This is a genomic window from Pseudoalteromonas sp. SG44-17, assembly GCF_014164235.1.
In the GTDB taxonomy this organism is placed as follows: Bacteria; Pseudomonadota; Gammaproteobacteria; order Enterobacterales; family Alteromonadaceae; genus Pseudoalteromonas; species Pseudoalteromonas rhizosphaerae.
Window position 1 is genome coordinate 1 of the sequence record NZ_JACJEV010000012.1, and the last position, 26,486, is coordinate 26,486.

Consider the following 26,486-nt stretch of genomic DNA (forward strand, 5'->3'; position numbering starts at 1 on the left):
TGCTTGGTAACAATAGCGTTTTGGACCCACCTGACCCCATGCCGAACTCAGTAGTGAAACGAAACAGCGCCGATGATAGTGTAGCATTTGCTATGTGAAAGTAGGACATTGCCAGGCTCCAAATTTAGTCGAAGGACTTAAAACTTAAAACTTAATAATTAAAATAAGAAAATTGAAAAGAATTTTCTTGGTAACAATAGCGTTTTGGACCCACCTGACCCCATGCCGAACTCAGTAGTGAAACGAAACAGCGCCGATGATAGTGTAGCATTTGCTATGTGAAAGTAGGACATTGCCAGGATCTAATTAAAGAAAGCCCGACTAGCAATAGTCGGGCTTTTTTACGTTTGCAGGAAAGTGATTTAGCAGTGAGTTAGCAAGGATTATGTTGGCGGGAAAAGGCAGCGGCAATCATTGACTCTTATACGTATAATACCAATCGACTTAAATATTTAACCATTCTAGCGAGCTAAATAAAGCGCTAACTGCGTTATAAATTTTTCATGTAGAACAACTACATGTCAAAATTTATGCCTTGTTATCACTGCATTTATCTGTCGCTATAAATGGTCAGTAACTTAACACGATTGGTATAAGATCATTTTATTGTTTTGAAAAACTCGCAAACTCACTATAAAACTTGCGTTTAGGCCTCTACCTATGCGATAAGATTATTATATTTATCATACAAATAGTGGGGCTTCATGGCACGTAAAAAAACAACTAAATCAAAAGGTTCATCAGGACTCAATCGTAAAAACAGTGAAAGCTTCATAGTTAAATTTAGTAATCATGCTGATACTCAACTGTGTGCTTCTGGTTTGATGTATAAAGTAATAGATGAGGTCTCTGGTGAGCTAGTAACTGACACTGATACCGTGGTCATAAATCAGCGTATTATGCTTGCTGATGGCAGCGTAATAGCTGATAGTTATAAAGCTGGAATGCCTGAAGTATTTACCTTAGATGAGGCAATCGAAGGATTACGAGAAGGTATTTTATTGATGTCGGTTGGTTCTCGCTATGAATTTGTAATTCCTGCAGAGCTGGCGTGGGGGCGCAAGGGGAATGGTGGGAAAATAGGAGCTAATGCCGTTCTACATTTTGATGTGCGCTTAATCCGTTTAGGATGACCATTATGCTATTGTTAAAAGTACTTTTCTTTAATGTAAGAGGGTTTTATGCCGCCATTTTCTAGTCGCGTTTATTTATTACGCCATGGCGAATTGATTGAGCAAGGAGTCTTGGCCGGACAGACAGATTTTTTACTCAGTGAACTTGGCCGTGCGCAATTACATCAAGCGTGCAATGAGCTAACTAATATTGAGCTTGTACAAAGTTCGACTTTGAAACGTTGTAGCGAATTTGCCAGATCTTTTAGCCATGCCCAGCAAATACCACTTTTTCTGACTGATCAGCTCCGAGAGTTTAATTTTGGTGATTGGGATGGCTGTAAATATGATGATTTGTGGCAACAGACGGATTCTCCTAGTCTTGGCGATTTTTGGCAAAGCCCTTGGCAAGTAACTCCCCCTCATGGCGAAAGTATGAGGGATTTTTATCAGCGAATAGCAACGTGGTGGCAAACGTTACTAATTGATATTGCAAGTAATCGTACTCAAGCACAATTAGTTTTAACGCATGCCGGAGTGATCAAGCAACTATTAGGTATTATTTGTCGGTTACCAAAAGAGTCGAATCAGCAAAACATATTTTCAATCGGTTATGGGAAGCTCATTTGTATTGATATTTACATAGATGATAGCGATAAAGCATGGCCAAGAATTGTGTTTTAAAAGACTATTTTTAGCCGTCTAGAAAGATATTAATTGAAATATTTACTCACCCGCCCATAATAGAGCCTTATGTATTTTGGAATGGGGTGTAACTCCTCAACTGTTCCCGCAACTGTAAGTCGCAAGCGCGATAAGTCAGATACAAAATACGTTAATTTATTACCTATTGAGCGGGCTAACTCTTCTATTATCACCATGATCATAATGGTTTGTAGTGTATTGGGTTTAGCTATTGCTAGAGAGATAACACATTGCAAATACCAGCAGTAATTGATCCCCCTTTACTTGAAGTAACTAATTTATCGTGGTCGGTGGCAAATACCGCTATTTTGCACGATATTAATTTTGCAATAAAACCAGGCCAGTTTATCGGTTTGTTAGGGCCTAATGGCGCAGGTAAATCAAGTTTATTGCGTTGTTTATACCGTTACACTAAACCAGTGTGCGGTGAGGTTATATTTGCAGGGAAAAATATTTGGCAGCTAAGTGCGGATGAATATGCCAAGCAGGTTGCTGTGGTGCTGCAAGAAACACCTTCGCAATTTAATCTATCGCTTTATGATGTAGTGAGTCTTGGCCTTACGCCGCATAAAAGCTTATTTAGTTCGACAACTAAAAATGATCAACAAATTATTTTTCAGGCGATTGAGCAAGTTGGCTTGAGCCATCATTTACAGCAATCGTTTGATTCCCTTTCCGGTGGCGAGAAGCAACGCGCATTGATAGCACGTTCAATTGTACAAAGCCCTCAATTATTAATTATGGACGAGCCTACCAGCCACTTAGATATTAAATATCAAATTCAATTAATGGAGTTGACTAAATCGCTAAATGTAACGGTATTAGCGTCGTTCCATGATCTTAATCTTGCAGCAAGTATGTGTGATGAACTACTGGTGATAAAGCAAGGTAAGTTAGTTGCAACGGGTAGCCCAGAATATGTCATCACGGAAGAAATGCTTAGCGAAGTATTTGGTGTCTGTGCCGAAGTCTCGGCGCATCCACAGAGTAAACAATTAAATAAGGTCATTCCGCGTATTACCTATTTTTACGGTTATCAAGGTGGTGGCGTTGATGCAAAAAAATAATTATTTTGCAGTCAGCGTGGCGTTATTCTTTGCCTTGTCGAGCATTTTTATAGCACTTAGCTTTGGTGCTGCGGCCAGTAAATTTATTGATGTATACCACAGTATTATAGGTCAGGGAGATGACTCCTTTATAGCGCGGATCATATGGCAACTGCGAATGCCACGAACATTGTTGGCGTTTTTAGCTGGCTCTGGTCTAGCTATTGCTGGTTTAATTTTACAAACCGTAACCCGTAACCCGTTAGCCGATCCTTACTTATTTGGTATTTCATCGGGAGCCTCATTTGGTGTGGTATGTTTTATGACACTAACAGGAGTCAGCGCGGGAATAACAATGTCGGCCGCGGCATTTGTTGGTAGTTTATTGACTATGTTATTACTGGTTTTTATTGCCGGACGAGCAGGTCGCGGACAAGTTGAAAGCATGCTCTTGGCTGGGGTCGCTTTATCCTTTTTATTCAGTGCCTTTACCAGCTTACTTTTGTATTTTAGTGATCCACAGGCGATCACGGCTATTTTATTTTGGACGCTAGGCAGCTTTGCTCGCGCACAATGGTCAACGTTATGGTTACCCGCTTTAGTTATTATTAGTTGCACAGTGCTGATGATGGGTTTTCGTCGGCAACTAAATGCAATGTTACTAGGTGATGAAAGTGCTGCAACTTTAGGAATACCGGTACAGCGGTTTCGGTTATTAATGTTGGTATTGAGCTCATTGATCACTGCAGTGTTAGTGGCGATGTGTGGTGGTATTGGTTTTGTTGGTTTGATGATCCCGCATATAGTACGGTTTTTTGTGTCGCAAGGCACTATTACTGGTTTGATCATGACGGCTTTAGTTGGCGGTATATTTATGGTGTGGGTTGATGTGCTATCGCGTGTTTTACTTGCAAATCAAGAATTGCCAATCGGTGTTATTACTTCTGCAATAGGCAGTATTTTCTTTTTATCGTTACTTTATTTTCGCAAGCGAGAGAGTTAGTCAGATGTTTAATATACCCACAGTAACTAATCAATTTGGTCACCTCATCATTGATAAGATTAACCAAAAAACTAAACCGCTTGGTGCACTTGGACAGTTAGAACAATGTGCAATACAACTGGTTACTTTGTTTAGCCAAAAAGTGGCAAGCGAAGATGCTTTTAAAACCTTTGCACCTGCAATCAATAAGCCTACTTTGCTGGTATTTGCAGGAGATCATGGTGTTGCTGCACAAGGGGTATCGATAGCGCCCAGTGATGTCACCTCACAAATGGTAGCTAATTTTGTCAGCGGTGGTGCCGCTATTAATGTCTTTTGCCAACAGTTAGGTTGGCAATTAGAAGTGATTGATTGTGGTATTTTGCATCCAGTCACAGCGCCAAGTGTCCATAATTGCCGTCTAGGAAGTATAACAAAGCCATTTAATACAGACATGGCAATGAATACCGCGCAGGTACAGCAAGGCTTTAATAATGCTAAACAGCTGGTGCAGCAGCTCAGTCATAGTGGTTGTAATACAATTGCCTTTGGCGAAATGGGCATAGGTAATACCACCAGTGCAGCAGCGATTATGGCAGCTATGCTGAATTTACCTGCACAGCAGTGTGTTGGCAAAGGCACGGGTGTTAGTGATGATATTGTTACGCGTAAAATAACAGTTGTAGAGCAAGCGCTGGTATTGCATCAGTTACATTTAGCAGATCCTATTTCACTACTTGCAGCGTTAGGTGGCTTTGAAATTGTGCATATTACGGGAGCTATGTTGGCTGCGGCTGAGCAAGGCATGGCTGTAGTAGTTGATGGCTTTATTTGTAGTGCTGCGGCAATGGCCGCAATTAATATTAACCCAGCAGTGAAAGATTATTTAATTTTTGCACATTGCTCAAATGAGCAAGGCCATCGACTGATGTTAAACGCACTCGATGTTAAGCCACTGCTGCAACTTGATTTACGCTTGGGTGAAGGCACTGGCGCTGCGTTAAGTTTACCATTATTGCAAGCCGCACTTGGTTTTTATAATCAGATGGCTAGTTTTGCTGATGCTGGTGTTAAGCAGGTTGTCAGTTAATGCCTAACCCAGAGGCAAATAAAGTAACGCAATGGCAGTTACTGTTATTAGCAATTAGCTTTTTAACCCGGCTACCGGTGCAGTTGCGCTTTAATGTAACCGGTGCTCATTTAAATCAAGCAAGTCGCTATTTTGCTTTAGTGGGTTTACTGCTTGGTGGATTATTAGCACTCAGCTACGGCGTTTTTCAATTACTGTTACCAGCATCAATAAGTGTATTACTAATGATGGCGGTCGGGTTGTTATTAACAGGCGCATTTCATGAAGATGGCTGGGCCGATGTATGGGATGGTTTTGGCGGTGGTTGGCAGGTGTCGCAAAAGCTTGCCATTATGAAAGATAGTCGTCTTGGTACTTATGGTGCAGCGGCATTATTTATTATGCTGCTGGTTAAATTTCAAAGCCTACTCTTTCTTAGTGAGTCATTGATTACTGTATTGAGTGCAATTGTTATCGGGCAATGTGTAAGCCGAGTAGTGGCAACCAGTTTAATTATGGGGATGGAGTATGTAAGTGAAGATGCGACTTCAAAAGTAAAGCCGCTTGCTATGCACCTATCGGTCACTAGTTTAGTTACGTTACTTGTAACCGCCGCTACTTTACTGGTTAGCTTGATTGCTGTTGGTGTATTGTTATGGCAAACCGTATTCATTCTTGTAGCAGTATTACTGATCCTAAGAGTCATTTTGATCCGCTGGTTTAAACAGCAGTTAGGTGGTTACACTGGCGATTGTTTAGGTGCGGCGCAGCAGCTAAGTGAAATTGCCATTTACTTAACTTTCGTGAGTATATTATGAACGCTAACCACACATTTATTTTAGGCGGCGCACGCAGTGGAAAAAGCCGCTTTGCTGAACAGCTTGCACAGCAAAGCAATAAAAGCGTTATTTACCTCGCAACGGCGCAAGCCCACGATACTGAAATGCAAGATCGTATAGTCCATCATCAAAAACAGCGCCCTGTCGATTGGCCGTTAGTTGAGGAGCCAATTGCATTGGCTGAAGCGTTACAAACACACAGCAGCAAAGATAACTGTATTTTAGTTGATTGCTTAACCTTATGGTTAAGTAACTGTTTATGTCACGCCACAAGTGATTGTTGGGATGAACAGAAATCAGCACTACTAAATACCCTTGAAAATTTACCGGGGCAAGTGATTTTTGTCAGTAACGAAGTTGGCCACGGTATTGTGCCTCTGGGCGAGCTAAGCCGCCGGTTTGTAGATGAATCAGGCTGGTTACATCAAGCCATTGCCGCAAAAGCTGCGCGAGTTGAATTTATAATGGCAGGTCTTGCCTTAACACTGAAAGGGCAGTCATGATGAAAACATTAATGGTACAAGGTACGACTTCTGATGCAGGGAAAAGTACTTTAGTTGCAGCATTGTGCCGGGTATTTGTTGAACGCGGGATCAAAGTTGCTCCATTCAAACCACAAAATATGGCCTTAAACAGCGCTGTAACAGAAGATGGCGGCGAAATAGGTCGTGCGCAAGCACTACAGGCGATTGCAGCTAAAGTGGCGCCACGGGTTGATTTTAACCCCATTTTACTCAAGCCCAATAGTGATACTGGCGCTCAAGTGATAATTCACGGTAAAGCCATTAGTAATATGGAAGCAGGTGCTTATCATGATTATAAAAAAGTCGCGATGGATGCGGTACTGGCTTCGCAACAGCGTTTAAGCGAAGAGTTTGAGCTACTGGTAGTTGAAGGGGCGGGCAGCCCGGCTGAAATTAATCTACGTGCGGGTGATATTGCTAATATGGGTTACGCCGAAGCGGTTGATTGCCCCGTGATCATTATTGCAGATATAGATAAAGGCGGTGTGTTTGCGCATTTGGTCGGTACTCTTGCGCTATTAAGCGAGTCAGAACAAGCACGAGTAAAAGGCTTTGTGATCAACCGTTTTCGTGGCGATATAGGCTTATTGCAAGGTGGCCTTGATTGGCTTGAAGAGTACACAGGTAAACCAGTGTTAGGGGTGTTGCCGTATTTACATGATCTCGCCCTCGATGCTGAAGACGCGGTAGCGATAGATAATCAAGTAAGCCAAGCAAAAATAAAAATCGCAGTATTGCTACTTCCTCATATTAGTAACCACACTGATTTTGATGCGCTGCGTTTAAACCCGCAAATTGACATTAATTACATTCGCCATACTCAAGCAATTCCACACGTTGATCTGATCATCATTCCTGGCAGTAAAAATGTTATTAATGATTTAGCCTTTTTAAACAATGAAGGCTGGGGCGAGCAGATTCAGCGTCACTTGCGTTATGGCGGTAAGTTATTAGGTATTTGCGGAGGTTTGCAAATGCTCGGCACAGATATTTATGACCCTGAGGGTGTGGAATCAAGTAAAACACACTGTAAAGCTTTAGGGCTTGCTGATTTTGCCACTCACTTAGGGCAGCATAAAGTACTAACTCAAGCTGCTGGTGTGATCCATCTTGGCGGTCAACAAGCAAAAGTCGCAGGCTATGAAATACACGCTGGTTGCAGCGCTGGCCCAGCATTTAAAAAGCCTTTTTTACAATTTACTCAGCATCCACAGCATGTTAGGCAAGATGGCTTTATATCAGATGATGATTGTATAGCAGGTACTTACTTACATGGCTTATTTGATAGCAGTGCAGCTACGCAACTAATACTGGATTGGGTATTGCCAAATAGTGGTATTACCCAATTAATAGATATAGACACACATCGCGAGCAGCAATTAACGCGCTTAGCCACGATGTGTAAAGAACATTTAGATTTAGACAAAATAACGCAAATTTACCAAAACTGGGAAGGAGTTAATCATGAGCGACACACATAACGACAAGCACCAACAACGCCAACAAAAAGTAAAAGATAAAGTTGATGAGCGTATAGCCGCAGCACAAACTGAGAAAGGTGTTTTTCAGGTGATCACCGGTAACGGTAAAGGTAAATCAACCTCAGGGTTTGGCACGGTAACACGTTGTGTAGGCCATGGCATGAAAGCTGCTGTGTGCCAGTTTATTAAAGGTACTTGGCCGTGTGGTGAGCGTAATGTATTGCAAGGCGCAGGGGTTGAATTTGCCATTATGAACACAGGTTTTACCTGGGAGACGCAAAATAAAGAATCAGATACCGCAGCGGCGCAAGCGACTTGGCAAGAAGCAAAACGTATGTTGGCTGACGAATCAATTAATTTAGTATTACTTGATGAAATTACTTATATGATCACCTACGGCTACATTGATTTAGACGAAGCACTCGAAGTGATCGCTAATCGTCCGCCAATGCAATCTTTAATTATTACTGGCCGTGGTGCGCACCGCAAGTTAACTGACTTAGCTGATACTGTTAGTGAAGTGCGCAATGTTAAGCATGCATTTGATGCTGGTGTTAAAGCGCAAATAGGATTTGATTATTAATGGCTACGCTTAGGCTTGTACTCGTTTTATCGCTGGCTCTGTGCTGCTTTAAGCTCGTGGCTGATCCTAACAAGCAGCAATTAAGAATTATCGCCTTGGCCCCGCATATTGTTGAAAACCTGTATACCATCGGCGCTGGTGAGCAAATCGTGGGAACCGTGGAATATGCTGATTTCCCTGCTGCGGCCAATGATATCCCACGTATCGGTGGTCACCAAGGTATTCAAATAGAAAAGCTACTGGCCCTCAAACCTGATTTAGTTTTAGCATGGAAAACGGGTAGCAAAGCTGAGGATTTAGCACGTATTAAAAGTTTTGGTATTGATATAATTTACAGTGACGCCAGTGAAGTAGATAAAGTACCCAATGAACTGCGCCGTTTAGGTGAGCTTACTGGACGTGAGCAATCAGCCGAGCAAGCCGCACTTGAATTTGAGCAAAAAATTGCTGTAATCAAAGCCAAGCAGCAAGGTAAAAGTAAGGTCGCGGTATTTTACCAGCTATGGGCAGAACCGATGATGACGGTGGGTAAAAATACCTGGATCAATCAGTTAATCGAAATTTGCCAAGGTCGTAATGTATTTGCTAGCAGCCGAACTGATTACCCTCTGATAAGTATTGAAAATGTGATCGTGGCAAAACCAGAGATCATTATATTGCCTAATGAAAAGTCACAAGCGCAGCAAACGGTGATTGATTGGACACAATGGCCCGAAGTACCCGCGGTAAAGCACCATCAGTTTATTAGCGTCAATGCTGATTTACTACACCGTTTTACCACGCGTATGTTGGATGGTCTTGCTGATATGTGTACTAAAATAGATGATTCACGCGTTGCAATTAAGGAGGCACAATGAGTGATTGGCAAGACTTTTTAAAAACCGAATGTGCAAAAACTTATATGCAGCAGACGTTGGATACAGTTGCTCAAAAGCGCAGCGAAGGTATTGCTGTATATCCGCCAGAGCAGTATGTATTTAGTGCATTTGATGCAACACCGTTAAGTAATATAAAAGTGGTTATTTTAGGACAAGATCCTTACCACGGCGAAGGACAAGCACATGGTTTGTGTTTTTCGGTATTACCAGAGGTAGGTAAACTTCCACCCTCATTAAAAAATATCTATAAAGAGCTGGCTACAGATATCGATGGTTTTCGCGTGCCTACGCACGGTTATTTACAACGCTGGGCAGAGCAAGGGGTGTTTTTACTTAATACCGTACTGACTGTTGAGCAAGGCCAAGCCCATTCCCATAAACACTTAGGTTGGGAGCAGTTTACCGATAAGGTTATTGCCCATATTAATCAACACTGTGAAGGTGTGGTATTTATTTTATGGGGTGCTCACGCACAAAAGAAAGGTAAAGGCATTGATAGTACGCGTCACCATATTTTAAATGGCCCGCACCCATCGCCGTTGTCTGCGCATCGTGGCTTCTTTGGTTGCCAGCATTTTTCCGCAACCAATCAGTTATTAACACAGCAAGGGCAAACAGCGATCGATTGGCAAGTTTAGGAATTGTAGATGCTAGGTTATCCTGCGCAGAATATACGTTAACTGATATAAACAAAGGCCCTTACTTTATCGGTAAGGGCCTTTTAGTTGGTTAGTAGCTATTGCGAAATTAAAAATCTAATTCATCAATCGCAATATTGTCTGTAAAAAAGTCTAGTTCCTGTAGTTCTTTACGTAAACGTTGCTTGTCTTTTAAAGCTTCGATTTCGCGCCATTTTCTCTTTTTATTTTTCTGAGAGGTCTTTCTTGTTGTATCAGGACCTTCTAATATCTCTAAAATATCGTCTAGGCTATCCATGAACTTCTCCTATTGAATTTTTTGAACCTCGAAAATACCTATACCACAGGCCACACTAAAATAGAATAAAAAAGTGACATTTATGTTACAGGTAAGTGATAAATTAATGAATAGAGATTATTTTCAGGCATAAAAAAACGCCGCAAATGCGACGTTTAATTTAAACGATAAAAGCGATTACATTGCTTTAAAACGCGCTTCTAGTTGCTCTTGTGCATCAGCAAAAGAACGAATACCTTCAGCTAGTTTTTCTGTCGCCATGGCATCTTGATTATGTAACCAACGGAACTGAGCTTCAGTTAGTGGTGCAGGTTTAGGCTCTTTAGTAATATCACTGTCAAGTAAATACTCTTGTGCACCTTCAAGGTTGCCTAGCTCTTCTAAAAGGTTAGGACTGATGGTTAGTTTATCGCAACCAGTTAGTGCGATGATTTCACCGGTGTTACGGAAACTTGCGCCCATAACAACCGTTTTATAATCATGACGCTTATAAAATTCAAAAATACTGCGTACTGATTGCACGCCTGGATCTTGTAATGGATCGGTTGGTTTTTCTAAGCCGTTAGCAACGTGCCAATCTAAAATACGGCCAACAAATGGTGAAATCAAAAATACGTTAGCATCTGCACAAGCACGGGCTTGAGCATCACTAAATAGCAGCGTTAAGTTACACTTAGTACCTTCTTTTTCAAGTTGCTCTGCGGCTTTAATACCTTCCCACGTTGAGGCAACTTTGATTAAGATTTTATCTTTGCTCACACCTTCTTTTTCATAAAGGCTTAGTAATGTGTGTGCTTTAGCAATTGTTGCTTTAGTATCAAATGATAAACGTGCATCAACTTCGGTTGAAATATAACCCGGCACAATGTCACTGATCTCTTTACCTAGTAATACAGCAAAGTAGTCACAGGCTAGTTCTAATTGTTTAGCAGCGTCTTGCTCGGTTTCTTTAGCATAACTCCACGCTTTATCTAAATACGGCTTATAGGCTTCAATTTCACTGGCTTTTAATAGCAATGAAGGGTTAGTTGTTGCATCTTCCGGTTGGTGTTTTTTAATCGCTTCAATATCACCAGTGTCGGCCACGATAGATGAATGTTGTTTGAGCCTTTGTAGAGCTGAAGTCATTTGCTTTCCTCATTCCAAGCAAGTTAAAAGAAAATCTACTGTAACTACCTTATACTGCAGCACTGTGACAGCGCTTAATAGGTCTTATGTCCGTATCAGTGAAGAACGAAGGTGCATAGCATAATTTGCTGTGCTAATAAGGTAGGTATCATACCAATCAATTCTAACTAATTGATATAAACAAAACGTGCTTTTCGTTTCATTTAATGTTGAAATTGACATTAAATAATTTCCAAGTCAATAGCTAACTATGATCACTGTTATTTCACCTGCAAAAAATTTAGATTTCGAGAGCCAAGCAAGCACTGATAAATTCACGCAACCTGAGTTACTTGAGCACAGCGAAGAGTTGATGACGGTGTGCCGCGAATTAACGCCGGCACAAATTGGCAGTTTAATGAAAATTAGCGATAAGCTTGCAGGCCTTAATGCTGCGCGCTTTAGTGAATGGTCGCAACCGTTTACTACCGACAACGCTAAACAAGCCGTGATGGCTTTTAATGGCGATGTATATGGTGGTTTAGATGCAAACAGCTTAACTGCCGGGCAACTTGATTACGCGCAAAGTCATCTACGTATTTTGTCAGGCCTTTACGGGTTATTAAAACCACTTGATTTAATGCAAGCGTATCGCTTAGAAATGGGCACTAAGCTTGATAACAGCCGTGGTAAAAACCTCTATGAATTTTGGGGCAGTATTATTGCTGATAAACTAAATAGCGTACTCGCTGAGCAAGATAGCCAATATCTAGTAAATTTAGCATCAAACGAGTATTTTAAAGCGGTTGATAAAAAAGCCTTAAACGCGCAAATCATTACTCCACACTTTAAAGACTGTAAAAACGGCCAATATAAAATTATCAGCTTTTATGCTAAAAAAGCTCGCGGCTTGATGGCTCGCTACATTATTGAGAATAAAGTTACCCAGTTAAGCGATTTAAAAAAGTTTACTGTTGATGGTTACTACTACAGTAGCGAAGCGACCCAAAAAGAGCTGGAGCCAGTATTTCTAAGAGATGAACAAAACTAGTTATTAATCTGTTTAAAAGCCATGCAATGCATGGCTTTTTAGTTTTGGCGCTTATTTTGCAATAACCTGACACTATTTATAAAATAATCAAGGTTAAGCAATGCTAAAAATACCTTCTATCAGCGATGCCGAAAAACTTATTGAAGAAAAACTCGGTGGCTGGTTTGATGTCGTAATAAGTCATATACCTAATTTTATAGTGGCGGTGATCATCGCCATTGTTTTCTCAATTCTCGCGCGTTTTTTAGGTTCGATGATGCGCAATGTTTTACGCCGCTCGTTAGACTCCCAACAAATTGCAGACTTAATGGCATCGATATTCAAGATGATAGTACTGTGTGTTGGGTTATTTGTTGCCCTCGATTTTATAGGGCTAAAAGGCACTGTAACGTCATTACTGGCTGGTGCTGGGATTGTTGGTCTAGCAATTGGTTTTGCCTTTCAAGATATGACAGAGAACCTAATCGCTGGTATTGCTATGGGTATTCGCAAACCGTTTAAAACAGGCGATGTTATAAAAACCGATGATGTGTTTGGCAATGTGCGCTCAATAAATTTGCGCAACACGCTCATCGAAAACTTTTATGGGCAATTGATTTTAGTGCCTAACAAAATACTTTTTCGTAATGTATTACGTAATTACAGTACCTTAGGTGTACGCCGCATTGAAGTGCCGGTGGGCATTTCATATGGTGATGACCCAGAGCTGGCAGCTGAGGTGATAGTTAAAAAAATCAATGAATTTGATTTTGTAATTAAACAAGACGAAACCGCTGTTTATGCTGAAGGGTTTGGCGACAGTAGTGTCAACTTACTGGTGTGGTTTTGGATAAAATACCCCGGCGAGGCAGACTTTATGACCGTACGCCATAAAGCAATTGTGGCAGTCAAACAAGCGCTAAGTGACGCTGATATTAGTATTCCATTCCCAATTCGCACCCTTGATTTTGGTATTAAAGGCGGTGAAAAACTCGATGCGATGATCACTGAAAAGCGCCAGCACTCAGAACAATAAATGGTTCTAGGCTTATTATATCAACAGGTAATATTTACCTGTTGATAGTGCTAATTTACACAAATTTACAGCTGGTAATACAGTTGTTGATTTGCGCATATTTACCAGTATTAAGTTTTCTACTGATAGACAGCAACAATAAGAGTAAGATAAGTGCATGTTTATTTATCCCTGTATAAGGAAATTACAATGAAAAAACTCCTATCAATATGTGCGTTTTCACTATTAATATTAACCAACCTCAGTTATGCAGAAGAGCAAGCAACCAGCCCAGTTGAAAGAATGTTCTCAGTAATGGACATGGATAAGCAGATGACCGGTGGTTTTGAAGCTATGTTGCCGGTTATTGAGCAAATGGCGGCACAGTTAAAATTGGATGCAGCGGCGAAAGAAGAGCTGAAAAATATTTACCGAGATTGGTTTAAATATGATTTTGATCAGCAAGTAATTTTAGCTGAATTGGTTGAAGTCTACTCAGAGAATTTCACTGACAAAGAAATCAATGAGTTAACCGCCTTTTATGAAACACCCACAGGGCAAAAGTTTCTAGCTAAATCACCAGAATTGATGCAAATAGGTGCGCAGTTAGGTATGCAAGAAGGGCAGTTAAAACAAGGCCTACTGCTTGAAAGACTGCAACCATTTATGGCGAAGCATCAAAACAAGTAAAAGGCAGTGGTCATAGTTTAGTTATCGCTAGCCGATTATCTACTGCACTTATTAGACACGAGCTAAAACTAAGGCTAGTGTCTAATAAGTAAAGTCGAAGGTAAAATTAATGAATAACATTAAAGTGAGCAATGAAGAACCAAGTAGCCCATGTATTCGGCATTGTTGTTTGGATAAAAACGATACCTGTATCGGTTGCTTTAGAACCCTTGATGAAATTCTCGCGTGGCACAGTGCAAGTCCTGCACAAAAGCTGCAGGTTCTTAATGAATGCCAAAATCGCAAAAACGCGCAACATAAATAATCACTTTGTAGAGCAAACTGCAGTCTGAAAAAGCTAACCCCAAATTTCAAGATTAGTATAAAAACCGTATACTAGTTTTTACTGCTCTGTACTGCCCGTTAATAAACACTCCAACACACACAAAGAATAAGTTAGCGATATACTCGTACCACTGCATTTGGCTAAGCATCCATAATCGATGGTGTTTTTGAATTTTTGATTGCATACGTATTCAATTTTCATTTTGTGAGAACCTCTCTATTGTTAATTATTTGTAAATATAGAATGCCTATTACTTGACAATACAACGGAACACACAATGAAAATTAAAAAAATAGTAACCACTATTGGGCTAAGCATTGCCCTAAGTGCTACGTCGATTGCAAATGCAACACCAACAACATTCGTCCATCTATTTGAATGGAACTGGCAAGATGTAGCCCTCGAATGTGAACAATACCTAGGACCTAAAGGCTATGCAGCGGTACAGATATCGCCACCTAATGAACATATACAAGGCAGCCAATGGTGGACGCGTTATCAACCTGTCAGTTACCTATTGCAAAGCCGAGGCGGTAACCGCGAGCAGTTTATTGATATGGTTAATCGCTGTAATGCCGCTGGCGTTGATATTTATGTAGATACTTTAATCAATCATATGGCTGCAGGCAGTGGTACAGGTACCGCTGGTAATACCTATGGTAATAAACAATACCCAATTTATAGCCCACAAGACTTTCACACCAGTTGCACCATTAATGGCTCTGACTACGGCAACGATCGTTACCGAGTACAAAACTGTGAGTTAGTTGGACTAGCAGATTTAGATACCGCTGCAACGTATGTCCAAAACACATTAGCGGCTTACATTAATGAATTACAAGCCATTGGTGTTAAGGGGTTTCGGTTTGATGCCTCTAAACATGTTGCAGCCAGTGATATTCAAAGTTTAATGGCGAAAGTGAATGGCTCGCCAGTGGTCTTTCAAGAAGTAATTGATCAAGGTGGCGAGGCTGTTGGTGCCTCTGAGTATTTAGCGTCAGGTTTAGTTACGGAGTTTAAATACAGCACTGAACTTGGCAATACCTTTAGAAATGGCTCGCTCGCATGGTTAAGTAATTTTGGTGAAGGGTGGGGGTTTATGCCAAGTGCATCAGCTGTAGTATTTGTAGATAATCATGATAATCAACGCGGTCATGGTGGTGCCGGTAATGTAATTACCTTTGAAGATGGCCGCTTGTACGACTTAGCAAACGTATTTATGTTGGCTTACCCGTATGGTTATCCAAAAGTAATGTCTAGTTACGACTATCATGGTGACACAGATGCTGGTGGTCCAAGCGTACCTGTGCATAACAACGGTAATTTAGAATGCTTTGCGAGTAATTGGCAATGTGAGCATCGTTGGGCATACATTGCAGGTGGCGTAGATTTTAGAAATAATACGGCTGATAACTGGGCAACAACCAATTGGTGGGATAATACTAACAATCAAATAGCCTTTGGTAGAGGAAGTTCAGGGCATGTTGCCATTAATAAAGAAGGCTCAACACTCAATACTACCGTGCAAACAGATATGGCTCCAGGGCAATACTGTAACGTGCTAAAAGGAGCGCTGACTAATGATGCAACAAGTTGTACTGGTGAAGTTATTACTGTTAATGCAAATGGCACTATAAACTTAAATGTAGCCGCGTGGGATGCAATGGCTATTCATAAAAATGCCAAGTTAACCACTAACTCAACCCCTGATCCTCAGAGTGATTGGCAGCGAACTGTGATATTTATTAACGCACAAACGCAAACTGGCCAAGATATGTTTATTCGCGGCGGGATTGACCATGTTTATGCAAACACAAACCTTGGGCGTAACTGCCAAACAAGCAACTTTGAATGTGCTATGCCAATTCGCCATAATAATTTGCAAAGTGCCACTACCAGTCCTTGGAAAGCAAACGATAATTACCTAGATTGGTATGGTATTGAAACGGGCCAAAGTATTGAGGCGCAAGGGACCGCAACCGATTGGACAACTAATATTTGGCCAGCAACTTGGGGAGCAGAAAAAACCGTTGCTAATGATGGATTTGGTGTTACACCACTGAATATTTGGGGTGAACATTATTGGCTGCTTGATGTTGATATGGATTGCAGCAAAGCGGTTAATGGATGGTTTGAGGTAAAAGCGTTTATTAAAAATGGTCAGGGCTGGGAGGGCAATATCGCGCAAGCAAACCCCCCTTATGCTAGTACTAATCATGTTGCTCAATGCGGCAAAATTAATAAATTTGAGTTTAATAATTCAACGGTAGAAATACGCAATTTCTAATTTTATTACAGATAAATCCCAGCTAAACCATAAGTATGCGTTTAGCTGGGATTTGTAAGTCGCTATTATTGCCAAAATGAATTTTGAGCTTTATGGTCATTAGTAACTTTGCGTATCTGCAAATTAGATAAACAGTTATCTAATTACGATTTACTATTAATGCTTGATTAAGTGATTGAATGTAAATAAAGTTAGTTCTTTTTTGATGTTTGAATAGAAAGAGTAATTCTAAATACTCGTTAGCTTTTAAATAATGTATAAGTGCTATAAGTTGAGTGGTTTAATATAACTTACTTAGGCATTATTAAATTGTATACAATGAGTTAGTTAGCTATGTCATTTGGGCTAGACAATCACTCCTCTGCGTAGATTTGTTCGCTGTTGCGCGCGGCAATATATTTTAAAGGGAATTAAGGTATCTGGATGAAAGAAATCATGGTTTATGGAACAGTTATCCTTTGTTTCTTTTGTTATGGTCTTTGGCCTTTTATCGCATCAGCTTTACTGGTGTTTATTTCTGATGACCCAACTTTAGGTATTATCAGTTTAGTTATTTGGTCAATTGCTGTTACGATCCAAATAATTGCTATGTGGCAAATATTTAAAAGAAATTCAAAAGGATTACATTTGTTTTTCTCTGTAGTTTTTCTTTACGTATTTTTATATGCGGGTGATTCACTTATCGTTTCATTAGAAAGTAACGCTGTTTTTTCATTTTCAAATATTATAAATAAAGCTATATATCCATTGTTCGCTGCATGGGCTTTGTATTTTAGCGATGCCAAAGATTTCTTTATTAAACCAACTGAGAGTTAGTAATGAGTAAGTGTAATAATTGTAGTGCCAGTATTTCTTTTATGGCAGTTTTAAACACCATGAATCCCTTGAAAGTAAAGTGCTCAAATTGTAAGGAGCCAGTGCGAATTGATAAGGTTAGTGGCGGTATTGCAGCCCTAATTATTTCATCTATTGCAGTGACTATACTGGCGATGTTTTACGGTTCACCAAACTATTGGTTAAAAATAGTTCTGCCTGTAGTGGTAGCTGCCGAGATCGGATATTTTGGCCTCATTAAGTTTGGTATCGTTAAAATTAAAGCAGTTGAGTAAATCATAAAAATTCATCTGGAGATTAGTGTTTCTCACATTAGTGTTAAACGCATAAAATTGCCAATTAAACTCAGCAGTGAGTTTAATTGCACTAGCGATAACACAACAAAGCAGTTCTATTTCTATTAAATACCTTATTGTGCATTGCGGTGTGTTGGTGATGTTTTTATATGTTGAGCAAGCACAGTAATGCTTATCTTGTCTTTAAATAGTAGAGCCTTGCAAATCAATTTTTAATCTTCTATCTAGCTACTTTAACCTGCATTTTATTTTCAATAATTGCCACACCTTGGGTATTTTCTAAAAACTTTTGTGCCAGTGCGCGTTCAAAGCCGGTTTCGGTTATACCGTACAGGGCTACTTTGTTGCCATTAACGTGCACTTGTAGTTGCGAGAGGTGTAGGTTTGGATTGCTGCGCAGTTTATGAATTATAGTCTGTTGTAATGTCGGTTGAGGAGAAACGCTGCTGATCATAATTGTGCTGGTGGCCGCACTGACTTGTATTGTGCAGGCGAGTGAAAATATACAGCATACTAATGACATAGTTAATTTGAAGCGATTCATGATTCCTCCCATAACGTCTATTATATTTATTTAGTGACTAGTAACCCTAGTGTTACAATATTCATTCCAAGATTAAGTCATTGAAATATATTGATAATTTAAAATTTTTGTAAACTATTTAGGAGTTTTTTACATTCAACTGAGTAAAAAATACGGTAATTTTTAATTACTTTAGATTTATTTGTTCCTTTTTTTGTTTTTTTAGAACAATATGATATAAAAATTACCTGTAACATTTATTTTACAAAAATCATTGAGCTCAAGTAAATCAAAGGCATGTGGTTTAGTTACTGTATAGCCATCTAATTAAAAATATTTTCTTTAATTACAATAGATTAATTGCTCTACTTTCTATGGATAAACAACTGTACTCGGTTTATTGACAGCGTTGTCTTTAGGTGTTTTTATTAAATTGATGTGAATTATTTGTTAATTCAATTCTCTTTAAACTAACATCCAAGGATTTTTAAATGAAAGCGTCGAAAACCCCAACATTCAAAATAACGGCATTAGCGAGTGCTATTTTGTTATCAACAGCTGGTTCTGCAATCGCTGAGCAAGTAGAGTCAGAGCGTTTTATTGTGCATTTATCTGAGCAAACGACTGCTCTACATACTGCGTTTGCTCAAAGTAAAGCGCAGATTAATAATATTAAAGTAAGCTTGATGAGCGATGTTGCTACTCAAGCTAATGTTGAAGTACTACAAAGCTTGCCTGATATTAACGCAATGGCGGTGGTTTTAACGGCGGATCAAAAAGCTCGTTTATTACAAAGTAGCGATGTAGCCAGTATAGAAGTGGATCCAAAGCGTTATTTAATGGCCGAAAGCACCCCATATGGTATTACTATGGTTCAAGCTCAACAACTTTCAGATAACCTAACTGGCAGTCAAAAAGTATGTATTATGGATACTGGCTACACACTAAATCATCCTGACTTACCAAATACAGGCGTCACTGGCAGTGATGGTTATGGCGCTAATGATACAGGTAATTGGTATAACGATGGTAACGGCCATGGTACACATGTTGCGGGTACTATTGCAGCGTTAGGTGGAAATGGTCAGGGTGTTGTTGGGGTTAATTCTTCGGGCCAATTGGGTTTACACATTGTTAAGGTATTTAACGACCAAGGAAGATGGGCATATGGTTCTGACCTTGTTGCAGCTATCAGTCAATGTCAAGCCGCTGGGGCAACAGTGACCAGTATGAGTTTGGGGGGGCCTCAATCATCTAATGCTGAGCGCCAAGCTTTTGCTAATAGCTATTCGCAAGGTATGTTGCATATTGCAGCTGCAGGTAATGATGCGAATAGCTCGTTAAGTTACCCTGCATCTTATGATGCGGTTATATCTGTGGCGGCAGTTGATAGAAATGGTAATAAGGCATCGTTCTCACAATATAATTCACAGGTTGAAATTGCAGCGCCAGGCGTTGGTACTAACTCAACATGGAATAATGGCGGGTATAAGAGTATAAGTGGTACTTCCATGGCAACACCGCATGTATCTGGTGTAGCTGCATTAGTCTGGAGTCACTTTCCAAACTGTAGTAATCAACAAATTCGTGATGCTTTAAATACCACTGCGCAAGATCGTGGCGCACAAGGGCGGGATACCTCATACGGTTTTGGTATTGTTAAAGCAAAAGATGCCTATGATTATTTAGCACAATCTGACTGCGGTGGTGGTAGTGGCATGGATAATGTGCCAGTTGCAAGTTTTAGTGCAAACGTAAATGATAAACAGGTTACTTTCAATAACACCTCTACGGATGATAAAGGGATCAGCAGTTATAGCTGGAGTTTTGGCGATGGCAATTCATCGAATACTAAAAACCCTATTCATACTTATACTGCAGAAGGTAATTATACAGTCCTTTTAGAAGTAACTGACACCATAGGACAAACAAATCAGCGTAGTCAAACTGTGACTATCTCATCGAATCCTCCTGGCGGTTGTGATGGTTTAGCTAGTTGGGATGCAGCAAAGTCATACCGTGTTGGTGATTTGGTTGAGTTTAACCAAGTTAAATATAAAGCAACTTGGTGGTCAACGGGGGCAAGTCCAGCGATTTATTCTAATGTTTGGTCGCGTCAAGGTAATTGTCAAAATGACGGTGATGTTAATCAAGCACCTAAAGCGAACTTTGATTTTAGTGTCAATGGGTTGGCTGTCAGTTTCACTAATGCATCGACTGATGATGTGGCTGTTACAGCCTATAATTGGACTTTTGGTGATGGCAGTGTCGCTAATACCGTAACACCCAATCATACTTATCAAGCCGCAGGTTCCTATGATGTAGCACTTACGGTAAGTGACGCCCAAGGACTTAATCATACCTTAACTAAAACAGTAACTGTTACAGATGGCACACAAACTGGCTGTACAGACTTATCGAACTGGAGTGCAAGTGCTGTATACACGGCTGGCGAAGAGGTGGCCTATAATGGTAAGCGCTACAGTGCGAAATGGTGGACACGCGGTGCAAACCCTGCTGATAATTCCAGCGCATGGGCCGTTTGGAAAGACCTAGGAGTTTGTCAGTAGCTGCTGGTAATTAAACTAAAAAGCCGAGACTATGAATATGAAGTAACCCCATAAGTCTCGGCTTTTTATGTAGCGTCAAAGCAGATGAATTATTTCTTTTTCTTAGCTTTTGCTTTGGCCTTTTTACGGGCTTTGATTTTTACCGGATCTTTATGTTTTTTGATTGGCGCTTTAGCTTCTTTATGACGCGGCTCAAATCCTTTAACAACACGGCGTTTAAGGCGCAGCTCAATGTAGCGTTCAATTTTTGCTAATACTGCAATGTCATGGGCTTCTACTAACGAAATTGCAATGCCTTTCTTACCTGCGCGAGCAGTGCGGCCAATACGGTGAACATACACGTCTGCTGTGCGTGGCATATCAAAGTTGATCACATGACTAATATCAGCCACATCAATACCGCGGGCGGCAACATCAGTCGCAACTAATATTCTTGTACGGCCACTGTGGAAATTTTCCATTGCCTTCATGCGTTTGTCTTGTGGCATCTCGCCACGTAACCAGGCTGCGCGAACCCCAGCATTGGTCAGCTCGCCGACTAATGTTTCTAGGCGATCACGGGTTTTAACAAACACAATAGCTTTGCTTAAGTCTTCACTGTTTAGTATTTCAACCAACATTGCTAATTTATGGTTGTAATCATCAGCAATGTGTACCCATTGGTGGATTTTAGCTTTTTCTTTACGTGAAGATTCAGCTTCTAATAGGGCTGGATCTTTTAAAATTTGCTCTGCAAATCGTTCAACGCTATCGCCTTCAAGAGTGGCTGAGAATAAAAAGCACTGACGACGATTTTTTGCTTCTTCACAAATACGCATCATTTCTTTACGAAAGCCCATGTCTAACATGCGGTCTGCTTCGTCTAAAATAAGCATCTCGACGTTTTCGGCATGAAAGTTTTCGGTTTCTAAATATTCCATTAATCGCCCTGGTGTGGCGATTAATATATCGTTATTTTTTTCAAAAATTTCTTTATGCGTACCGTAGTTAATACCGCCAGTAACAACACCAATTTTAAGGTTAGTGCCTTTAGCAAGTAGTTCACACTGTTCATGAATTTGATAAGCTAACTCGCGCGTTGGAGTCATGATCAAAACACGGGCAAAACCAGGCTCGCGACGCGGGAAATCAAGTAAGTATTGAATCGCCGGGATCAAAAATGCCGCTGTTTTACCAGTACCGGTTGGTGCGGAGGCTAAAATATCACGGCCTTGCAGCGCTTCAGGGATCGCTTGTTGTTGAATGCTAGTTGGGGTTTCGTAACCCATTTTAGCAACGGCTTGTAGTATCTTGTTATCAATATCAAAATCAGAAAATTGCATAGAGTGTCAAAAATAGAGGACAATTGCTGGTAATTATACGCGCTATCCGCCAGTTGGTGAATGAAAAGGTGAAAAAATGTCAGGCTTTGTGTTTAAACAATTTAAAGTAGCGCAAACGCGCAGTGCGATGAAGGTCTCGACGGATGGAATTTTACTCGGTGCATGGGCTGACTTAACTACTTCACAGCGGTTACTTGATATTGGCACAGGTACTGGGTTGTTGGCATTAATGTGCAAGCAACGCAAACCAACTATGCAGGTTAATGCTGTTGAAATTGATGCCAATGCATGTGCTGATGCGCAGCAAAATTTTACAAATAGCCCATGGCCCGATATTAAATTGATGCAAAAAGCTATTCAGCAAGTAACCACCACAACTGAGTTTGATGTTGTGATCAGTAACCCTCCGTATTTTAATGCCAGTTTAAAAGGGCAGGACTTAGCTCGTAATACCGCACGTCATACAGATAGCTTAAGTTTTAGTGAGTTAATCACGGCATTCAAACACCTTTGTCACCAAAATGCTTTTTTAAATGTGATCCTACCTTGTCCAGAAGCGCAGTTGTTTATTGCACAAGCGCAATTACAAGGTTTGTATTTAGTGCGCCATTGTTTAGTACAAACTACTGCCACTAAAGCGCCGAGCAGGAGCTTAATGTGCTTTGCTTATCAGATGCAAGAATGCGAGCTGACCAGTTTAACGATTCATGGCCAAGGGGCTCAATATAGCGATGAGTATATAGCTTTATGTAAAGACTTTTACTTGAAAATGTAATCATCATTGAATAAAAGGTACATTTATCGCACACTGATGAAAAACCTGAGTGATAGATATGGATAATCAACTACCTAAACCTTTTATTTTTGTACTTTCCTTAGTGCAAGGCATTGTTCTTACTTTGTTATATCGTAGTGTTGAAAATCAGCTATGGCCTGCGACAGAGCCAGTTTGGTTGTTTTCTTTAGTTACTTTTACCATTAGTTTTGTGCTACTGACTTTACTTGCTGTAGAGCAAGCTAATATTAAAAAACTGCTTAGTTACTTGTTACCATTTAGTCTGTTGTTATCACTCCTTGGTGCTTATATTGGTGCTCAGCAATACCCTATTGCGCTGGTTAATAACGATGCTTTAACGGCCATTTTTATATTCACAGCCTTAATTGCCAGCTTTAAAGCACTTATGTATATCCAACAACTGATTGGTAATGAAGCAATTAGTTATAGCCAATTATTCAAGCTCTCATGGCGTAACTTTATTTTATTTGCAGAGTGTTGGTTATTCGTTTTATTTTTCTGGGGAATTTTGCAGTTAGGAGCGGCGCTATTTAATGCGTTAGAGATTACATTTTTCTCTGAGCTACTCAAAAAAGACTGGTTTTGGATCCCAACTTTAACCTTAGCGTTCGGTTTTGCCACGGTGATCTTTAGAGGGGTCATGCATATAGAAGATAACATCTCATTTTTATTGCAAACCTTGATTAAGTTTTTACTGCCAGTACTTACGGTTATTTCTTTAGGCTTTTTAGCGACGCTACCGTTTACGGGGCTAGATAAATTATGGCAAACAGGCAGTGGTAGCTCGTTAGTTTTATGGTTACAGGTACTCACTTTATTTTTTGTGAATACGGTTTATCAATACGCTGCTGATCAGCGACCTTATAAAATTGTAATACACAGGTTAGTATTTTTTGGTATTGCTTTATTACCAATTTACAGTGTGATTGCCGCTTATGGCATTTGGCTTAGAGTTGAACAATACGGGATCACGGTGGGTCGTTGCTGGGCTATTTTAGTGTGTCTTTTACTTGCGTGTTTTTCATTCGGGTATTTAGTCGGGATCGTTAAAAAGCGCGATGCATGGCAACAAGTGCAAAGCAAAGTTAATATTGTGATGGGGGTAGTGATTTTAATATGCATGCTACTAGTGAACTCGCCAGTTTTGAATTTTCAGCGTTTATCTACCGAGAGTCAAATCGCGCGCTTAAATGAAGGTGACGTGAGTATTGAAGAATTTGATTATTATTACTTCTCAAGTAATTTAGGACGCCAAGGCTATCTTGCAATGCAAAAGTTACAAGCGCAAATTCAAAGTACTCATCCAGAGCAAGCAATGATCATTGAGCGAATGTATGTCAACCCAGATAATCCAGAGTTTGAGGCTTTAGCCGAGCAAACATCAATAACAGAGTTTGTTACGCACTCGACGTTTTGGCCTAGGCAGCAGGTGTTTTCGGATGAGTTAATTCAGGCTGTATTCGAGAGCTTACATTTCAACCGCTGGACACCGCTTAAAAGTCATTCATTTTATTTTATCGCCATAGATTTAAACCAAGATGAACAACTCGATTATGTATTTATAGATGAATCGAATCACTCTACTGAAGCTAATCTGTGGTTGCATGATGGCACTCAATGGCAATCAAAATACATGACTATCGATAATCCCGAGCAAATTAAATTACTAAAAACACTGATTGATGCAGATAACATTGAGGTTGCACAACCCAAATATAATGATTTGAAAATTGGCGATGTGCTGTTTAAAGTCAGGAGTAATATTGATTACTAAACAGGGTTTAAGGTCAGAGTGTTCAAAATATTAGTTGGTAATTCAATATAAAGTTCAACGCTATAACGTTTAGCGTAATACATTGAATCACCAAACTAATAAATATTGTTAGGATAAGTAACAGCAGGAGCATACAGAAAATTATTCTGCTATAGCTCCTGGTATTTCTGTAATTACAGCCAGATACTGGCTTTAATTGGCATCAAATAACTCAAATATTCGGTTGTCACCAGGAGCCGTTTTTACCACTTGCAACAAGGCATTTGCCACGTTTTCACGGCTGACTTTTGCATCTTTACGTTCACTTGGCCGTTGTGTGGTGATTTGCAATGAAGCACTGTCGTTGGTAAGTGAACCTGGGCGTACAATGGTATAATTTAGGCCGCTATTGATTAGATGTTCGTCAGCCATATGTTTAGCAACTAAGTAAGGTTTTAAATCGCTTTCTGTTGCATCAGGATCATCTGCGCCAATCGAACTGACCATAATAAAGTTTTTTACATCATATTGCTTTGCATAATTTACGGCTTTAACCGCAGCCCATAAATCAATTAATAATGTTTTATCATCGTCGGTATTTCCGCCAGAACCGGCAACAAAAATCACCTGTTCGCAGCCTGCAAATGCTTGGCTAAAGTCACCCTCGAGATCTTGCTCGGTCACGCTGAGGTAGGGACTGCTTAAATCGCTTAACTTATTTTTATCACGTACGAGAGCAACAACCTGATGCTGATCATTAAGTAGTAACTGTGTCGTTATTTTACCAATCTGGCCACTTGCGCCTATGATTAATGTTTTGCTCATCATTAACTCCTTCAAAAAATAGCTAAATTGCTCACTGTGTTTATAGACCTTGGGGGAGATATTTATTTTTAAAGGGCTAGAACCACTTTATTACTTAAACCAGAGTATTTAGTTTTCATTTTTGTAAAGCTGACTTTCAGCTGATATCGACTAACCTTTATTTAATAAGGTCACACATTTGGAGCGTAAAATGACGGTTTCAGCAATACCAAAGGGGTATCATGCAATTACTCCTTACTTGATAATTAACGGTGCAGCAAAAGCAATCGAGTATTATGAGAAGGTATTTAATGCCCAGCTCATTATGCAAATGCCGCTGCCAGATGGCGGGATTGCTCACGCAGAAATTAAAATTGGTGATTCGCATATTATGCTTTCAGATATGTGCCCTGAAGCGCATTTTAAAAGCCCTGATGAGCTTGGCGGAACGCCTGTGAGCTTAATGCTTTACGTTGCAGATGTAGATGCCGTATTTGCTAATGCGGTTGCCTTAGGTGGTAAAGAAATACGCCCAGTTCATGACCAATTTTACGGTGATAGGGCCGGTACATTGCAAGACCCATTTGGCCATGTATGGACAATAGGCACTCATAAAGAAGACCTCAGCGATGACGAGATTAGTCAACGCATGGTTGATCTGATCAGTAAAGAAGAAGACGCATAAATTACAGTGGCTGATCTCATAGTTTTGAAAAATCGGTTTATATTTCATCTGAAAGTCAGCTATGAGCGAAGAGCAGACGCACAGACAAACTCGTTTTTGGACAAAAACGTGTCAGTCACTTTTCTAAATTAGCTAGTTACGGATTACATCTAGTAAGGCAAATCATATTTACGACGTGTTTAAAGTAAAATGCTACCCTCGACTGCTGCTTATTAGCATGGTCATAATTTACATAAATATTTACTAATAAATTCACTGGGAGATTGATACTGGCTATATGGGAAGCGGCTTTTC

27 protein-coding genes, 2 rRNA genes and 1 riboswitch are annotated in these 26,486 nt (G+C 40.1%); of the genes, 24 read left to right on the plus strand and 5 right to left on the minus strand.

What is annotated here, in order from left to right; all coding sequences use genetic code 11:
- Nucleotides 1-2 precede the first annotated feature (2 nt).
- From rrf (H5182_RS10435) to ung, 13 genes are all read left to right on the plus strand, one after another.
- Nucleotides 3-117, plus strand: a 5S ribosomal RNA gene (rrf, locus tag H5182_RS10435).
- 69 nt (nucleotides 118-186) lie between these two features.
- Nucleotides 187-301 (plus strand): 5S ribosomal RNA (gene rrf, locus H5182_RS10440).
- 403 nt (nucleotides 302-704) lie between these two features.
- Nucleotides 705-1,133, plus strand: coding sequence for an FKBP-type peptidyl-prolyl cis-trans isomerase (locus H5182_RS10445; RefSeq protein ID WP_182759989.1), 429 nt, complete (start codon nucleotides 705-707; stop codon nucleotides 1,131-1,133).
- A gap of 48 nt (nucleotides 1,134-1,181) precedes the next feature.
- Nucleotides 1,182-1,796, plus strand: a complete 615-nt coding sequence (locus tag H5182_RS10450) for a histidine phosphatase family protein (protein ID WP_182759990.1) — start codon at nucleotides 1,182-1,184, stop codon at nucleotides 1,794-1,796.
- A 40-nt stretch (nucleotides 1,797-1,836) separates the two neighbouring features.
- Nucleotides 1,837-1,962, plus strand: a riboswitch (cobalamin riboswitch).
- 85 nt (nucleotides 1,963-2,047) lie between these two features.
- Nucleotides 2,048-2,884 carry an ABC transporter ATP-binding protein gene (locus tag H5182_RS10455; protein WP_220493596.1) on the plus strand — a complete coding sequence of 279 codons (837 nt, stop codon included), beginning with the start codon at nucleotides 2,048-2,050 and terminating at the stop codon, nucleotides 2,882-2,884.
- A complete protein-coding gene (locus H5182_RS10460; protein WP_182735817.1) occupies nucleotides 2,871-3,866 on the plus strand; it encodes an iron ABC transporter permease in 996 nt (331 codons plus the stop codon). The genes H5182_RS10455 and H5182_RS10460 overlap by 14 nt, the downstream gene beginning before the upstream one ends.
- A 4-nt stretch (nucleotides 3,867-3,870) precedes the next feature.
- A complete protein-coding gene (cobT, locus tag H5182_RS10465) occupies nucleotides 3,871-4,935 on the plus strand; it encodes a nicotinate-nucleotide--dimethylbenzimidazole phosphoribosyltransferase (RefSeq protein WP_182735816.1) in 1,065 nt (354 codons plus the stop codon).
- The gene (locus H5182_RS10470) at nucleotides 4,935-5,732 is read left to right on the plus strand and encodes an adenosylcobinamide-GDP ribazoletransferase (RefSeq protein ID WP_182759991.1); all 798 of its coding nucleotides are present in this window, start codon (nucleotides 4,935-4,937) and stop codon (nucleotides 5,730-5,732) included. Before cobT ends, H5182_RS10470 begins: the two co-directional genes overlap by 1 nt.
- Nucleotides 5,729-6,256 (plus strand): bifunctional adenosylcobinamide kinase/adenosylcobinamide-phosphate guanylyltransferase, encoded by a 528-nt coding sequence (cobU, locus tag H5182_RS10475; protein ID WP_182759992.1) that lies wholly within the window; start codon nucleotides 5,729-5,731, stop codon nucleotides 6,254-6,256. Before H5182_RS10470 ends, cobU begins: the two co-directional genes overlap by 4 nt.
- Nucleotides 6,256-7,758, plus strand: a complete 1,503-nt coding sequence (locus tag H5182_RS10480) for a cobyric acid synthase (protein ID WP_182731883.1) — start codon at nucleotides 6,256-6,258, stop codon at nucleotides 7,756-7,758. Before cobU ends, H5182_RS10480 begins: the two co-directional genes overlap by 1 nt.
- Nucleotides 7,742-8,341, plus strand: a complete 600-nt coding sequence (gene cobO, locus H5182_RS10485) for a cob(I)yrinic acid a,c-diamide adenosyltransferase (protein WP_145242905.1) — start codon at nucleotides 7,742-7,744, stop codon at nucleotides 8,339-8,341. The genes H5182_RS10480 and cobO overlap by 17 nt, the downstream gene beginning before the upstream one ends.
- The gene (locus tag H5182_RS10490) at nucleotides 8,341-9,198 is read left to right on the plus strand and encodes a cobalamin-binding protein (protein ID WP_145242907.1); all 858 of its coding nucleotides are present in this window, start codon (nucleotides 8,341-8,343) and stop codon (nucleotides 9,196-9,198) included. Before cobO ends, H5182_RS10490 begins: the two co-directional genes overlap by 1 nt.
- Complete coding sequence (ung, locus tag H5182_RS10495) at nucleotides 9,195-9,857, plus strand: uracil-DNA glycosylase (RefSeq protein WP_145242908.1); 663 nt, start codon at nucleotides 9,195-9,197, stop codon at nucleotides 9,855-9,857. Before H5182_RS10490 ends, ung begins: the two co-directional genes overlap by 4 nt.
- 109 nt (nucleotides 9,858-9,966) lie before the next feature.
- Here the strand turns inward: ung and H5182_RS10500 are convergent, their stop codons facing one another.
- On the minus strand, nucleotides 9,967-10,155 hold the full coding sequence (locus H5182_RS10500; RefSeq protein ID WP_145242910.1) for a DUF3545 family protein: 189 nt from the start codon (nucleotides 10,153-10,155) through the stop codon (nucleotides 9,967-9,969).
- Between the two features lie 177 nt (nucleotides 10,156-10,332).
- Entirely contained in the window at nucleotides 10,333-11,283 is a 951-nt protein-coding gene (gene tal, locus H5182_RS10505) for a transaldolase (RefSeq protein WP_182759993.1), read from the minus strand.
- Nucleotides 11,284-11,533: 250 nt separating this feature from the next.
- On the opposite strand from tal, the gene yaaA reads away from it, so the two are divergent.
- From yaaA to H5182_RS10540, 7 genes are all read left to right on the plus strand, one after another.
- On the plus strand, nucleotides 11,534-12,313 hold the full coding sequence (gene yaaA, locus H5182_RS10510) for a peroxide stress protein YaaA (protein ID WP_149983400.1): 780 nt from the start codon (nucleotides 11,534-11,536) through the stop codon (nucleotides 12,311-12,313).
- Between the two features lie 100 nt (nucleotides 12,314-12,413).
- Nucleotides 12,414-13,328, plus strand: a complete 915-nt coding sequence (locus H5182_RS10515; protein ID WP_145242916.1) for a mechanosensitive ion channel family protein — start codon at nucleotides 12,414-12,416, stop codon at nucleotides 13,326-13,328.
- 189 nt (nucleotides 13,329-13,517) lie between these two features.
- Entirely contained in the window at nucleotides 13,518-13,997 is a 480-nt protein-coding gene (locus H5182_RS10520; protein WP_182759994.1) for a DUF2059 domain-containing protein, read from the plus strand.
- 109 nt (nucleotides 13,998-14,106) lie between these two features.
- Nucleotides 14,107-14,301 carry a DUF1289 domain-containing protein gene (locus H5182_RS10525; protein WP_145242920.1) on the plus strand — a complete coding sequence of 65 codons (195 nt, stop codon included), beginning with the start codon at nucleotides 14,107-14,109 and terminating at the stop codon, nucleotides 14,299-14,301.
- Between the two features lie 298 nt (nucleotides 14,302-14,599).
- On the plus strand, nucleotides 14,600-16,609 hold the full coding sequence (locus tag H5182_RS10530) for an alpha-amylase family protein (protein ID WP_182759995.1): 2,010 nt from the start codon (nucleotides 14,600-14,602) through the stop codon (nucleotides 16,607-16,609).
- A gap of 423 nt (nucleotides 16,610-17,032) precedes the next feature.
- Nucleotides 17,033-17,425: a hypothetical protein gene (locus H5182_RS10535; protein ID WP_182731847.1), complete on the plus strand. Its 393-nt coding sequence runs from the start codon at nucleotides 17,033-17,035 to the stop codon at nucleotides 17,423-17,425.
- Between the two features lie 101 nt (nucleotides 17,426-17,526).
- The gene (locus tag H5182_RS10540; RefSeq protein WP_145237732.1) at nucleotides 17,527-17,718 is read left to right on the plus strand and encodes a hypothetical protein; all 192 of its coding nucleotides are present in this window, start codon (nucleotides 17,527-17,529) and stop codon (nucleotides 17,716-17,718) included.
- Between the two features lie 241 nt (nucleotides 17,719-17,959).
- On the opposite strand, the gene H5182_RS10545 is transcribed toward H5182_RS10540, so the two are convergent.
- A complete protein-coding gene (locus H5182_RS10545; RefSeq protein WP_182759996.1) occupies nucleotides 17,960-18,283 on the minus strand; it encodes a BON domain-containing protein in 324 nt (107 codons plus the stop codon).
- Nucleotides 18,284-18,753: 470 nt separating this feature from the next.
- Between H5182_RS10545 and H5182_RS10550 the strand changes: the two genes are divergently transcribed.
- A complete protein-coding gene (locus tag H5182_RS10550; protein WP_182759997.1) occupies nucleotides 18,754-20,832 on the plus strand; it encodes a S8 family serine peptidase in 2,079 nt (692 codons plus the stop codon).
- 89 nt (nucleotides 20,833-20,921) lie between these two features.
- Here the strand turns inward: H5182_RS10550 and srmB are convergent, their stop codons facing one another.
- Nucleotides 20,922-22,154 carry an ATP-dependent RNA helicase SrmB gene (srmB, locus tag H5182_RS10555; protein WP_145237725.1) on the minus strand — a complete coding sequence of 411 codons (1,233 nt, stop codon included), beginning with the start codon at nucleotides 22,152-22,154 and terminating at the stop codon, nucleotides 20,922-20,924.
- 76 nt (nucleotides 22,155-22,230) lie between these two features.
- Here srmB and H5182_RS10560 point away from each other — a divergent pair, with 76 nt between their 5' ends.
- Both H5182_RS10560 and H5182_RS10565 read left to right on the plus strand, forming a co-directional pair.
- Nucleotides 22,231-22,929 carry a tRNA1(Val) (adenine(37)-N6)-methyltransferase gene (locus tag H5182_RS10560; protein WP_182740690.1) on the plus strand — a complete coding sequence of 233 codons (699 nt, stop codon included), beginning with the start codon at nucleotides 22,231-22,233 and terminating at the stop codon, nucleotides 22,927-22,929.
- Nucleotides 22,930-22,987: 58 nt separating this feature from the next.
- Nucleotides 22,988-24,724: a DUF4153 domain-containing protein gene (locus tag H5182_RS10565; protein ID WP_182759998.1), complete on the plus strand. Its 1,737-nt coding sequence runs from the start codon at nucleotides 22,988-22,990 to the stop codon at nucleotides 24,722-24,724.
- A gap of 192 nt (nucleotides 24,725-24,916) precedes the next feature.
- On the opposite strand, the gene H5182_RS10570 is transcribed toward H5182_RS10565, so the two are convergent.
- Nucleotides 24,917-25,528 (minus strand): SDR family oxidoreductase, encoded by a 612-nt coding sequence (locus tag H5182_RS10570; protein ID WP_182719510.1) that lies wholly within the window; start codon nucleotides 25,526-25,528, stop codon nucleotides 24,917-24,919.
- A 190-nt stretch (nucleotides 25,529-25,718) separates the two neighbouring features.
- Here H5182_RS10570 and H5182_RS10575 point away from each other — a divergent pair, with 190 nt between their 5' ends.
- Nucleotides 25,719-26,192 carry a VOC family protein gene (locus H5182_RS10575; RefSeq protein ID WP_145237712.1) on the plus strand — a complete coding sequence of 158 codons (474 nt, stop codon included), beginning with the start codon at nucleotides 25,719-25,721 and terminating at the stop codon, nucleotides 26,190-26,192.
- Nucleotides 26,193-26,486 lie beyond the last annotated feature (294 nt).

Excerpts from the sequence above, each read along its gene's own strand:
- H5182_RS10470 (WP_182759991.1), top strand. The coding sequence starts at position 4,935 with ATGCCTAACCCAGAGGCAAATAAAGTAACGCAATGGCAGTTACTGTTA.
- H5182_RS10515 (WP_145242916.1), top strand. The coding sequence starts at position 12,414 with ATGCTAAAAATACCTTCTATCAGCGATGCCGAAAAACTTATTGAAGAA.
- cobO (WP_145242905.1), top strand. The coding sequence starts at position 7,742 with ATGAGCGACACACATAACGACAAGCACCAACAACGCCAACAAAAAGTA.
- cobT (WP_182735816.1), top strand. The coding sequence starts at position 3,871 with ATGTTTAATATACCCACAGTAACTAATCAATTTGGTCACCTCATCATT.
- tal (WP_182759993.1), bottom strand. The coding sequence starts at position 11,283 with ATGACTTCAGCTCTACAAAGGCTCAAACAACATTCATCTATCGTGGCC.
- ung (WP_145242908.1), top strand. The coding sequence starts at position 9,195 with ATGAGTGATTGGCAAGACTTTTTAAAAACCGAATGTGCAAAAACTTAT.
- yaaA (WP_149983400.1), top strand. The coding sequence starts at position 11,534 with ATGATCACTGTTATTTCACCTGCAAAAAATTTAGATTTCGAGAGCCAA.
- H5182_RS10500 (WP_145242910.1), bottom strand. The coding sequence starts at position 10,155 with ATGGATAGCCTAGACGATATTTTAGAGATATTAGAAGGTCCTGATACA.
- H5182_RS10545 (WP_182759996.1), bottom strand. The coding sequence starts at position 18,283 with ATGAATCGCTTCAAATTAACTATGTCATTAGTATGCTGTATATTTTCA.
- H5182_RS10525 (WP_145242920.1), top strand. The coding sequence starts at position 14,107 with ATGAATAACATTAAAGTGAGCAATGAAGAACCAAGTAGCCCATGTATT.
- H5182_RS10550 (WP_182759997.1), top strand. The coding sequence starts at position 18,754 with ATGAAAGCGTCGAAAACCCCAACATTCAAAATAACGGCATTAGCGAGT.
- H5182_RS10570 (WP_182719510.1), bottom strand. The coding sequence starts at position 25,528 with ATGAGCAAAACATTAATCATAGGCGCAAGTGGCCAGATTGGTAAAATA.
- H5182_RS10530 (WP_182759995.1), top strand. The coding sequence starts at position 14,600 with ATGAAAATTAAAAAAATAGTAACCACTATTGGGCTAAGCATTGCCCTA.
- H5182_RS10520 (WP_182759994.1), top strand. The coding sequence starts at position 13,518 with ATGAAAAAACTCCTATCAATATGTGCGTTTTCACTATTAATATTAACC.
- H5182_RS10490 (WP_145242907.1), top strand. The coding sequence starts at position 8,341 with ATGGCTACGCTTAGGCTTGTACTCGTTTTATCGCTGGCTCTGTGCTGC.
- H5182_RS10535 (WP_182731847.1), top strand. The coding sequence starts at position 17,033 with ATGAAAGAAATCATGGTTTATGGAACAGTTATCCTTTGTTTCTTTTGT.
- H5182_RS10560 (WP_182740690.1), top strand. The coding sequence starts at position 22,231 with ATGTCAGGCTTTGTGTTTAAACAATTTAAAGTAGCGCAAACGCGCAGT.
- cobU (WP_182759992.1), top strand. The coding sequence starts at position 5,729 with ATGAACGCTAACCACACATTTATTTTAGGCGGCGCACGCAGTGGAAAA.
- H5182_RS10445 (WP_182759989.1), top strand. The coding sequence starts at position 705 with ATGGCACGTAAAAAAACAACTAAATCAAAAGGTTCATCAGGACTCAAT.
- H5182_RS10450 (WP_182759990.1), top strand. The coding sequence starts at position 1,182 with ATGCCGCCATTTTCTAGTCGCGTTTATTTATTACGCCATGGCGAATTG.
- H5182_RS10575 (WP_145237712.1), top strand. The coding sequence starts at position 25,719 with ATGACGGTTTCAGCAATACCAAAGGGGTATCATGCAATTACTCCTTAC.
- H5182_RS10480 (WP_182731883.1), top strand. The coding sequence starts at position 6,256 with ATGAAAACATTAATGGTACAAGGTACGACTTCTGATGCAGGGAAAAGT.
- H5182_RS10565 (WP_182759998.1), top strand. The coding sequence starts at position 22,988 with ATGGATAATCAACTACCTAAACCTTTTATTTTTGTACTTTCCTTAGTG.
- H5182_RS10460 (WP_182735817.1), top strand. The coding sequence starts at position 2,871 with ATGCAAAAAAATAATTATTTTGCAGTCAGCGTGGCGTTATTCTTTGCC.
- srmB (WP_145237725.1), bottom strand. The coding sequence starts at position 22,154 with ATGCAATTTTCTGATTTTGATATTGATAACAAGATACTACAAGCCGTT.